Genomic DNA, 10,406 nt, shown 5'->3' with positions numbered 1-10,406 from the left:
GCTCATAACCTGAAGGTCACAGGTTCAAATCCTGTCCCCGCATCCCACAACACAACCCCCCTAAGGCCAAGCCAAGGGGGGTTCCGGCGTTTAGCTGGACAGTGCAGGCACCACCTCCGCGATATCGGCCGCCGGCTGCTCCTCGAGGACGCGCCAGACGCCGCCGATCAGCACCTCGCTCGGCCGGAAGCGGCTCTTATAGGACATCTTCTGGCTCTCCGGCACCCAATAGCCGAGGTAGACAAAGGGCAGGCCGAGCGCCTGGGCTCGCGCAACCAACCAAAGGATCGCCCAGCTGCCGAGCGAGCGGCGGTTCAGCGCCGGGTCGTAGAAAGAATAGACGGCCGACAGGCCATCGGAGAGCCAGTCGGTCAGGCAGGCGCCGACCAGGCGGTCCTTCGAATCGCGGAACTCCACCATTCCCGTCGTGATCGGCGTATCCTCGACCATGGCGCGGTAGTCGTAGAAGCCCATGGCCGCCATGTCGCCTTCGCCGTGACGCGCCTGCTGGTAGCGCTGGAAAAGGGCGAACTGCTCCGCCGTGGCGCGTGCCGGCATCTCGAAGCCGGCGATGTCGGCGTTGATCTTCTGCAGCTTCCGCTGTGCCCGGTTGGGCTCGAACTGTCCGGCAAGGATGCGGATCGGGATGCAGGCCGAGCAGCCGGGACAGACCGGCGAATACGCAATGTTGTGGCTGCGGCGAAAGCCAGCGCGGGAGAGCCGGTCATGCAAGGCTTCCGCGTCCGGCCCGGTCAGCTCGGTCACGATCTTCCGCTCCGTCCGGCCCGCCAAGTAAGGACAGGGCAGGGGGGCGGTCGTGTAAAAGAATTGCGGACGTCGGTTGGGGCGGTGCAGCATCGATGGTGCCAGTGTCGGCGCGTGCAGCGCGGGAATCAACTGCAAGCCTTCGGGAAATCCCGGACGATATGTCAGGGTAACAGTCGCAACCGCGAGGCTGGGTCCGGAGGCGAGCGGCTGAGCCGAATCATCTCGCCGTCACGCCAGGCTGGCAGCAAGTCGCTCCAATGCGCGGCGAGCGGATGCCCGGACTGGCCGGTGGCGATGATGGCCAGGGTCGAGTCGGGATCGGCGAGGTCGGCGACCAGCCGCAATCCGGCGCCATGGACATGCTGCCAAGCCTCCAACCCCCGGCCGCCGCGCAACCCGCCGCGCGAGACAGTCCATTCATCGCCACCCGTGGCCGTTGCCAGCCGAGCCAGGCTTCCCAGGCCTGGGATGGCGCGCAGCAGCGGATGCTCGAACAAGGCGTAGTGCACGGCACCCCAGCGCCAGCGGGCCGGATCCTCACCCTGGCCCGGTTGGAGCGCCGCGACCGACTCAACGAGCGCCTGGGCGGCAAGCGCCCGGCAGTCGCCATGACACCAGGCTGCGCCGCGATTGTCGGGAGAAAGGACGAAGCTCAGGAAGGCCGCATGCGTCCCCGCGGCGCCCTCCGGAACGCCGCCCGCCGCCAGGGCCAGCCGCCCGAGCTGCTTCAGCCAGGCATTGAAGATCAGTGGCTCCGGTCGGCCTGCGGCGACGTCACCATCCCAGCCCAGTAGCAGTGCCTGCGCCTGTCCTGCGGCGCCATCGGCCATAGGCAGGCTGGGCAGCAACGAGTCCGGCCCGATCAGCGAGAGGGCGAAGGGCGAGACCGTGTCCCGCTGCATGGCGGCGAAGCTGGCGACCTCATGCTGCGGCCGCGCCGCCAGCAGCGCACCGATCCGCCGGAAGCGCCAGTCGGCGATCCACTCCGAACCGAGAAACACCGGGTAGTCGGCCGGCGCCACCCGGTTATTGGCATTGGCCAGCATGCCGCTCGGCGGGTCGAGGACATGCGGCAAGGCATCGAAGGGCGTCCAGCCGCTCCAGTCATGCGTCCCGTCCCAACCGGGGGCGGGAAGGGTGCCGTCTCCCGCCTTGCGGACCGGCGTCCGCCCGGTGAGCAGCAAGCCGATGCCGCCCCCCGCATCTGCCGTCATCAGGTTCTGGGACGGGCTGGTGATGAGCGCTGCCGCCCCGCGCGCCTCGGCAACCGAGCCGGCGTGGTTCAGCCTGTACAGGCCCGTCGCCGCCGTATCGTCAGGCCCCAGGTTGGCGGCGGCGAGGGCCAGGACCGTCCCGTCCCCGCGCGGCGTCCCGTCGAGGTCGGAGATCACCGGCCCATGCCGCGTCTCCCGCACCCGCAGGATCTCGGGCTCGGCGCCGCGGATGCCGATCCACTCCTCGATGATCGTGAAGGGGCGCGGCCCCTCCGGCGTCTCATAGGCATCCTCGCCGGCGAGGCGCTCGACGAAGAGATCCTGGGTATCCGAGTGGGTAGTGGTGAAGCCCCAGGCGAGCCGTGCATTCCGTCCGATTACCAGGAAGGGCACGCCGGGCGAGGTGGCGCCGGCCAGCATCCGCCCATCCTGCAGGTCGATCCGCGCCAGGTACCAGAGGATCGGCGCCTGGAAGCCAAGATGCGGGTCGGAAGCCAGCAACGGCGCGCCGGAGGCGGAGCGGCGGCCGGCGACCGCCCAGGCATTGCTGGCCGAGCCGGGGAGGGTGCCCGGTTCGGGGAAACCTGGCAGGGCGGCGGCGAGCCGGCCGAGCCGGTCAGGGTCGAGCGCGGCCTGCGGTTCATCAGGCCGCCCGGCGCTGTCTTCGGCGGGGAAGAGTTCGCGCAGCCGCTCCGGCGGCAGGAGGGCGGCAAGGCGCGCCCGCTCCAGCTCGCCCCGCCAGTTGCCGGAGAGCCAGAGTCCCATGACCTTGCCCCAGAGCAGGCTATGCTCCGGCCGCCAGGGCTCCGGGGCGCCGAGGGCGAGGAATTCGGGTGCCGCGAAGCGGCCGCGGTCGGCGATCCAGGCATTCACCCCGGCGGCATAGGCCTCCAGCAGCGCCCGGGTCTCGGGCGACTGGACGGCGAGGTCGGCCTCGGCGCGACGGGCGAGGCCGAGGGTGCGGGTGAAGCGGTCGAGCCGCAGCGCGGGAGGGCCGAGCAGCTCGGCCAAGCGGCCGGCAGCGCCGCGGCGCATCAGCTCCATCTGGAACATCCGGTCGCGGGCATGCAGCCAGCCGAGGGCCATGGCCGCATCCCGCTCATCCGCCGCAGCGATGCGAGGGATGCCCTGGGCGTCGAGCATGACCTCCACCGGCCCACCGAGCCCGGCCAGGTGCAGCTCGCCCTCCTCACCGGGCAGGCTCCACCAAAGGACGCCGGCAAGGCTCGCGGCGCCGGTCAGCGCCAGGGCGAGCAGCAGGAGGCCCAGGCGGCGGAGCCAGCGGAGGCGGGACGGGGGGCGGCGCGGCATGACCCGGGTATCGCCCGAACCGCCATCGCTCGTCCATGCGGCGGGAATCGGAGCGTCGAGCCTTGGAAAGCGGGATGGCCTGCGCTAAACGCCCCAATCCGGCGTCGTCCTGGCTTCTCTCCGGCCTTGGGCGGGCGTGGTGGAATTGGCAGACACGCCGGATTTAGGTTCCGGTGGCGCAAGCCTTGGGGGTTCAAGTCCCTCCGCCCGCACCATCGGCGCCGCTTACAGGGTTTGGGAAGAAAGTGACGACGATGCAGGTGACCGAGGTCGCGAATGACGGGCTGAAGCGGGCCTATACGGTATCGGTCCCGGCGGCCGATATCGCGGCCGAGCGCACGCGGCGGCTCGACGAGCTGGGCCGCGAGCTGCGCCTGCCCGGCTTCCGCCCCGGCAAGATCCCGGCGAGCGTGGTGAAGGCCCGCTACGGCCAGGCGGTGATGAGCGAGGTGCTCGAGCAGTCGGTCAGCAAGGCGACGCAGCAGGTGGTGACCGACCGCGGCCTCCGCCCGGCGCTGCAGCCGAAGATTGAGCTGGTCAACTTCGCCGATGGCGCCGACCTCGAATTCAAGGTCGAGCTGGAGCTGCTGCCGGAGATCCCGATGCCCGACTTCGCCGGGATCGAGGTGGAGCGGCTGAAGGCCGAGCCCTCCGAGGAGCAGGTGAACACGACAATCGAGACGATCGCCGCCCGCAACCGCAAGCTCGAGGACATCACCGAGGACCGCGGCGCGCAGCGGGGCGAGATCGCGGTCTGCGACTTCATCGGTACGCTGGAAGGCGAGAGCGAGCCCTTCCCGGGCGGCACCGCGACCGACATGCAGATCGAGGTGGCCGGCGCCGGCTTCATCCCCGGCTTCACCGAGCAGCTCGAGGGCATCAAGGCCGGCGAGACCCGCACCATCAACGTCAGCTTCCCCGAGGAGTACGGGGCGAAGGAGCTGGCCGGCAAGGCGGCGGCCTTCAGCGTGACCTGCAAGGGGCTGAAGGCGCCGGTGAACTCCCCGGTCGATGACGAGCTCGCCAAGACCATGGGCTTCGAGGACCTGGCGAAGCTGCAGGAGGCCGTGCGCGGCTCGCTCCAGCAGGAATACGACAACCTATCCCGCCTCAAGGTGAAACGCTCCCTGCTCGACGGCCTCGCCGAGCGGGCCAGCTTCCCCGTGCCGGAGGGCATGGTGGAGGCCGAGTTCGCCCAGATCTGGCAGCGGGTCGAGGCCGACATGAAGGCCGGGCGGCTGGACGAGGACGACAAGGGCAAGGACGAGGAGGCGCTGAAGGCCGACTACCGGGCCATCGCCGAGCGCCGCATCCGCCTCGGCCTGCTGCTCTCGGAGATCGGCCGGACCAACAACATCTCGGTCACCGCCGACGAGCTGTCCCGGGCGATGCGGCAGGAAGCCTCCCGCTACCCGGGCCAGGAGCAGCAGGTGATGGAGTTCTTCCGCAAGAACCCGCAGGCGGCCGAGAACCTTCGCTCCCCGATCTTCGAGGAGAAGGTGGTCGACTTCATGCTGGAGCTGGCCAAGGTCAGCGAGCGGAACGTCGCCCCGGATGAGCTTTCCGCTGCCGCAGCCGCGTGAATCTGATATACCATGTTCGCGGAACCGGATCGTGACCGGGCCGGACCCCCGCCATTCGGCGGGGCCTTCCGGCGCGGCTCCGGTTGCACCACATTAAGGGTTGCGGGCTAGGCTGGGCTCGCCTGCCACCTGTCTGAAAGGCATCACCATGCGGGACCGTGATCCTGTCGAGGTCTACAACAATACCCTGGTCCCGATGGTCGTGGAGCAGTCGGCCCGCGGCGAGCGCGCCTGGGACATCTATTCGCGCCTGCTGAAGGAGCGGATCATCTTCCTGACCGGCCCGGTCTTCGACCAGGTCTCCTCCTCCATCTGCGCCCAGTTGCTCTTCCTTGAGAGCGAGAACCCGAACAAGGACATCGCCTTCTACATCAACAGCCCGGGCGGCGTCGTCTCCGCCGGCCTCGCGATGTACGACACGATGCAGTACATCCGCGCTCCCGTGAGCACGGTCTGCATCGGCCAGGCGGCCTCCATGGGCTCGCTGCTGCTGACGGCTGGTGCCAAGGACAAGCGCTTCGCCCTGCCGAACAGCCGCATCATGGTCCATCAGCCCTCCGGCGGCGCCCAGGGCCAGGCGACGGACATCGAGATTCAGGCGCGGGAGATCCTGAAGCTGCGCCAGCGGCTGAACGAGATTTATGTGAAGCACACTGGCCAGCCGCTCGAGGCGATCGAGCGGAAGCTGGAGCGCGACACCTACATGTCCGCCGAGGAGGCCCGGGATTTCGGTCTGGTCGACCAAGTGGTCGAGACCCGGCCGGCCGCGCCCGGCGCCTCCGAGGCGCCGAAGAGCTGAGGCAGGGGCGCATCTTCCCTGGTCGGCAGCCGGTCGCGAGGCCGGTTCGCCTGTCGCGTTTGGTCATGCCGCCGCCCAGTGTGACGCCACAAAGCTTTTCCCCCGGTGACAGGGGGGCTACAGTCCCATGGAAAGCCCCCTCTTCGGCCCGGGAGGGGGGGCGTGGCCTGCCGGTGGCCCGCGCACTGCGCGCGATCCACAGCCGGCCCTTTCAGGCGGAGTGCCCATGAGCAAGTCCGGCGACTCGAAGAATACACTCTACTGTTCGTTCTGCGGCAAGTCGCAGCACGAGGTCCGCAAGCTTATCGCCGGGCCCACCGTCTTCATCTGCGATGAATGCGTCGAACTCTGCATGGATATCATCCGTGAGGAGCACAAGACGCATCTGGTGAAGTCGCGGGACGGGGTTCCGACGCCGAAGGAGATCTGCAAGGTCCTCGATGATTACGTCATCGGCCAGGATCATGCGAAGAAGGTGCTCTCCGTCGCGGTGCACAACCACTACAAGCGGTTGGCGCATGGCGCGAAGAACAACGATGTCGAGATCGCCAAGTCGAACATCCTGCTGCTCGGCCCGACCGGCTCGGGCAAGACGCTGCTGGCCCAAACCCTGGCGCGGATCCTAGACGTCCCCTTCACCATGGCGGATGCGACGACCCTGACCGAGGCCGGCTATGTCGGCGAGGATGTCGAGAACATCATCCTCAAGCTGCTCCAGGCTGCCGACTACAACGTGGAGCGGGCGCAGCGCGGCATCGTCTATATCGACGAGGTCGACAAGATCAGCCGCAAGTCGGACAACCCCTCCATCACCCGGGACGTCTCGGGCGAGGGCGTCCAGCAGGCGCTGCTGAAGATCATGGAGGGCACGGTCGCCTCCGTGCCGCCCCAGGGCGGGCGGAAGCATCCGCAGCAGGAATTCCTCCAGGTCGACACCGCGAACATCCTCTTCATCTGCGGCGGCGCCTTCGCGGGGCTGGAGCGGATCATCGGGGCGCGGGGCAAGGGCTCGGGCATCGGCTTCGGTGCCGAGGTCCGCTCGCCGGATGACCGCCGCACCGGCGCCGTCCTCCGCGAGGTGGAGCCAGAGGACCTGCTGAAGTTCGGGTTGATTCCGGAGTTCATCGGCCGCCTCCCGGTCATCGCCACGCTCGAGGATCTCGACGAGAAGGCGCTGATCGAGATCCTGACCAAGCCGAAGAACGCCATCGTCAAGCAGTACCAGCGCCTCTTCGAGATGGAGGGGACCAAGCTCACCTTCACCGAGGATGCGCTGCGCTCGGTCGCCACGCGGGCGATCCAGCGGAAGACCGGTGCGCGCGGGCTGCGTTCCATCATGGAGCAGATCCTGCTCACCACCATGTTCGACCTGCCGGGCCTCGACGATGTCGACGAGGTGGTGGTGAACCGGGAGGTGGCGGAGAGCCGGGCGAGCCCGCTCTTCATCTACGGCGAGCGGGCGGCCGAGCAGAGCTCGGCCTAAGGCCCGGCGCCGGCTGGAGGCGGGGGAGAGCCCCCGCCATCCGGCCCTTCGGGCTTGCGGTGGGGTGTCCGGCTGACCATTTGCATGACATCCCCGTGGCGCCGCGGGTCACGCCGCCAACCGGCCGTTGCCGGGGGTGACCCGTGGGCCGACTGTCCTTCAGTGAGGTCCATAATGGCGGATAAGACCCCAGAGTTGTTGCGCGGCGAATTGCTGCCTGTCCTGCCCCTGCGGGACATCGTGGTGTTCCCGCATATGATCGTGCCGCTCTTCGTCGGCCGCGAGAAATCCGTCCGCGCGCTGGAAGCGGTGATGCGGGAGGACAAGCAAATCCTTCTCGTCGCGCAGAAGAATGCCGCGCAGGACGACCCGGAGGCCGAGGACCTCTACGATGTCGGCACCGTCTCCACGGTGCTGCAGCTCCTGAAGCTGCCAGACGGCACCGTGAAGGTGCTGGTCGAGGGCGGCAAGCGCGCCCAGATCACCGGCTTCAAGGAGACCAAGACCCATTTCGAGGCCTATGCGGCGCCGCTCGCCGAGGCCGCGGCCGAGCCGCCGGAGACCGAGGCGCTGGCCCGCACCGTGGTCGGGCAGTTCGAGCAGTATATCAAGCTCAACAAGAAGATCGCGCCCGAGGTCCTGGTCTCGATCAACCAGATCGACGATCCGGCGAAGCTTGCCGACACCGTCGCCAGCCATCTCTCGCTCAAGATTCCGGAGAAGCAGGAACTGCTCGAGACCGCCGGCACCGCCGCGCGGCTGGAGCGGGTCTTCGCCCATATGGAGAGCGAGATCGGCGTCCTTCAGGTTGAGAAGCGCATCCGCAACCGCGTCAAGCGGCAAATGGAGAAGACGCAGCGTGAGTACTACCTGAACGAGCAGCTCAAGGCGATCCAGAAGGAGCTGGGCGAGGGCGAGGACGGCAAGGACGAGGTCGCTGAGCTCGAGGCTCGCATCAAGGCCACCGCCTTCAGCAAGGAAGCGCGTGAGAAGGCGATGGCAGAGCTGAAGAAGCTCCGCACTATGTCGGCGATGAGCGCCGAAGCGACGGTGGTGCGCAACTACCTCGACTGGATGCTCTCGATTCCCTGGAAAAAGAAGTCCCGGGTGCGGCGAGACATCGTAGCCGCCGAGAAGGTGCTCGATGCCGACCACTACGGGCTCGAGAAGGTGAAGGAGCGGATCATCGAGTATCTGGCGGTGCAGTCGCGCTCGCCGAAAATCCGTGGCCCGATCCTCTGCCTCGTCGGCCCGCCCGGCGTCGGCAAGACCTCGCTCGGCAAGTCGATCGCCAAGGCCACCGGCCGCAACTTCGTGCGCATGTCGCTCGGCGGCGTGCGGGACGAGGCGGAGGTGCGCGGCCACCGGCGGACCTATATCGGCTCCATGCCGGGCAAGGTCATCCAGGGCATGAAGAAGGCGAAGACCTCCAACCCGCTCTTCCTGCTTGACGAGATCGACAAGCTCGGCGCCGACTGGCGCGGCGACCCGTCCTCGGCGCTGCTCGAGGTGCTGGACCCGGAGCAGAACTCGACCTTCGCCGACCACTATCTCGAGGTCGACTACGACCTGTCGGACGTGATGTTCGTGACGACCGCCAACAGCCTGCGCATGCCGCAGCCGCTGATGGACCGCATGGAGATCATCCGCATCCCCGGCTACACCGAGGATGAGAAGGTCGAGATCGCCCGCCGCCACCTGATCCCGAAGCAGTCCGAGGCGAACGGGCTGAAGCCGGGCGAGTGGTCCGTCTCCGAGGAGGCGCTGCGCGACCTGGTGCGCTACTACACGCGCGAGGCCGGCGTGCGCAGCCTGGAGCGCGAGGTGGGCGGGCTTGCCCGCAAGGCGGTGAAGGAGATCGTCTCGAAGAAGGCGAAGAAGATCGCCATCACCGCGAAGAACCTGGAGAAATTCGCGGGCGTGCGGAAGTTCCGCTACGGCGAGGCCGAGGCGGAGGACATGGTGGGCGTTGTCACCGGCCTCGCCTGGACCGAGGTGGGCGGCGAGATCCTGACGATCGAATCCGTCACCGTGCCCGGCAAGGGCAAGGTGCAGACCACCGGCAAGCTCGGCGACGTCATGCAGGAGAGCGTCTCGGCTGCCATGTCCTATGTCCGCTCCCGGGCGACGAGCTTCGGCCTCAAGCCGACGCTGTTCGAGCGGCGCGACATCCATGTACACGTGCCGGAGGGTGCGACGCCGAAGGATGGGCCGAGCGCGGGCATCGCCATGGCGACCAGCATCGTCTCCGTCCTCACCGGCATCCCGGTGCGGCGCGACGTGGCGATGACGGGCGAGATTACGCTGCGGGGGCGGGTGCTGCCGATCGGCGGGCTGAAGGAGAAGCTGCTGGCGGCGCTGCGGGCCGGCATCACGCATGTCTTCATCCCGAAGGACAACGAGAAGGACCTCGCGGACATCCCGGACAATGTGAAGAAGGGCCTGACCATCAAGGCCGTCTCGCATGTCGACGAGGTGATCTCGACCGCGCTCGTGCGGAAGCCCGAGGCGATCTCCTGGGAGGAGCCGGCCGAGCCGCCGCCGCGCGGCACCGAGGCCGATGGCAGCGTGCCCGCGCTGCCGCACTGAGGCATGGCGGCGCGGAGGGCGGGGCGACTCGCCCTCCGCGCGTTCTTCGCGCCACGATCGCGCGGAAAATGGCCGGTATCGGCCCTCCGCCTTGTACCCTTTGATTGACGCTTCAGAATCGACCCTCCTACAGTCCGGCCGAGTTTCAGCCTGGAATCGTCCGGGCCGTCAAAGGCGTGCCGCCTTGTAGGGGGGTTGGTGTATGAATAAGCAGGATCTCATCTCGATCGTAGCCGAGGTCGGTGATCTGCCAAAGGCCAAGGCCGGCGATGTCCTGGATGCGGTCTTCGAAGCCATCGCCCAGTCCCTGACCAAGCAGACGGATGTGCGCCTGGTCGGCTTCGGGACCTTCTCCGTCTCCAAGCGGAAGGCCGGCAAGGGCCGCAACCCGCGTACCGGCGAGGAGATCGAGATCCCGGCCAGCACGGCCGTGCGCTTCAAGGCCGGCAAGGGTTTGAAGGACGCGCTGAACTAAGCTTCGGCTCCCGCGTCATTCGTGCAGGCCACTCCGGCCCCCGAGGTTGGGGTGCGCATCCTGGGCGCTTAGCTCAGCGGTAGAGCGCCTGTCTTACACACAGGTGGTCGGCGGTTCGATCCCGTCAGCGCCCATTTTTCCAACCGGGCGTGAGTTTTATTACTCTGATCCATCGTGTAGAATT

At 67.9% G+C, this 10,406-nt stretch carries 7 protein-coding genes and 2 tRNA genes; 7 read left to right on the top strand and 2 right to left on the bottom strand.

What is annotated here, in order from left to right; translation table 11 throughout:
• Positions 1 to 90: 90 nt before the first annotated feature.
• Positions 91 to 858 (bottom strand): arginyltransferase, encoded by a 768-nt coding sequence (locus AC5JJ1_RS00240; protein WP_495783104.1) that lies wholly within the window; start codon positions 856 to 858, stop codon positions 91 to 93.
• Positions 859 to 929: 71 nt separating this feature from the next.
• A complete protein-coding gene (locus AC5JJ1_RS00235; RefSeq protein WP_495783103.1) occupies positions 930 to 3,293 on the bottom strand; it encodes a penicillin acylase family protein in 2,364 nt (787 codons plus the stop codon).
• 130 nt (positions 3,294 to 3,423) lie between these two features.
• On the opposite strand from AC5JJ1_RS00235, the gene AC5JJ1_RS00230 reads away from it, so the two are divergent.
• The 7 genes from AC5JJ1_RS00230 (at position 3,424) to AC5JJ1_RS00200 (ending at position 10,356) form a co-directional block, all read left to right on the top strand.
• Positions 3,424 to 3,508: transfer RNA gene (locus AC5JJ1_RS00230), tRNA-Leu, on the top strand.
• A gap of 39 nt (positions 3,509 to 3,547) precedes the next feature.
• The gene (gene tig / locus AC5JJ1_RS00225; protein WP_495783102.1) at positions 3,548 to 4,876 is read left to right on the top strand and encodes a trigger factor; all 1,329 of its coding nucleotides are present in this window, start codon (positions 3,548 to 3,550) and stop codon (positions 4,874 to 4,876) included.
• Positions 4,877 to 5,024: 148 nt separating this feature from the next.
• Entirely contained in the window at positions 5,025 to 5,675 is a 651-nt protein-coding gene (clpP, locus tag AC5JJ1_RS00220; RefSeq protein ID WP_495783101.1) for an ATP-dependent Clp endopeptidase proteolytic subunit ClpP, read from the top strand.
• Positions 5,676 to 5,901: 226 nt separating this feature from the next.
• Positions 5,902 to 7,158: an ATP-dependent Clp protease ATP-binding subunit ClpX gene (gene clpX / locus AC5JJ1_RS00215; RefSeq protein WP_043336206.1), complete on the top strand. Its 1,257-nt coding sequence runs from the start codon at positions 5,902 to 5,904 to the stop codon at positions 7,156 to 7,158.
• Positions 7,159 to 7,332: 174 nt separating this feature from the next.
• Positions 7,333 to 9,747 (top strand): endopeptidase La, encoded by a 2,415-nt coding sequence (lon, locus tag AC5JJ1_RS00210; RefSeq protein ID WP_495783100.1) that lies wholly within the window; start codon positions 7,333 to 7,335, stop codon positions 9,745 to 9,747.
• A gap of 202 nt (positions 9,748 to 9,949) precedes the next feature.
• Positions 9,950 to 10,222, top strand: coding sequence for an HU family DNA-binding protein (locus AC5JJ1_RS00205; protein ID WP_495783099.1), 273 nt, complete (start codon positions 9,950 to 9,952; stop codon positions 10,220 to 10,222).
• 62 nt (positions 10,223 to 10,284) lie between these two features.
• Positions 10,285 to 10,356, top strand: a tRNA-Val gene (locus AC5JJ1_RS00200).
• The last annotated feature ends 50 nt before the right edge of the window (positions 10,357 to 10,406 follow it).

The sequence above is a fragment of the Belnapia sp. genome, assembly GCF_059504005.1.
Note: the sequence above shows the minus strand (reverse complement) of the source record. Positions and strands in the feature narration are given on the sequence as shown.

What these genes read in the sequence shown, in the direction of transcription:
- AC5JJ1_RS00240 (WP_495783104.1), bottom strand. Translation starts at nt 858, where the DNA reads ATGCTGCACCGCCCCAACCGACGTCCGCAATTCTTTTACACGACCGCC.
- AC5JJ1_RS00235 (WP_495783103.1), bottom strand. Translation starts at nt 3,293, where the DNA reads ATGCCGCGCCGCCCCCCGTCCCGCCTCCGCTGGCTCCGCCGCCTGGGC.
- tig (WP_495783102.1), top strand. Translation starts at nt 3,548, where the DNA reads ATGCAGGTGACCGAGGTCGCGAATGACGGGCTGAAGCGGGCCTATACG.
- clpP (WP_495783101.1), top strand. Translation starts at nt 5,025, where the DNA reads ATGCGGGACCGTGATCCTGTCGAGGTCTACAACAATACCCTGGTCCCG.
- clpX (WP_043336206.1), top strand. Translation starts at nt 5,902, where the DNA reads ATGAGCAAGTCCGGCGACTCGAAGAATACACTCTACTGTTCGTTCTGC.
- lon (WP_495783100.1), top strand. Translation starts at nt 7,333, where the DNA reads ATGGCGGATAAGACCCCAGAGTTGTTGCGCGGCGAATTGCTGCCTGTC.
- AC5JJ1_RS00205 (WP_495783099.1), top strand. Translation starts at nt 9,950, where the DNA reads ATGAATAAGCAGGATCTCATCTCGATCGTAGCCGAGGTCGGTGATCTG.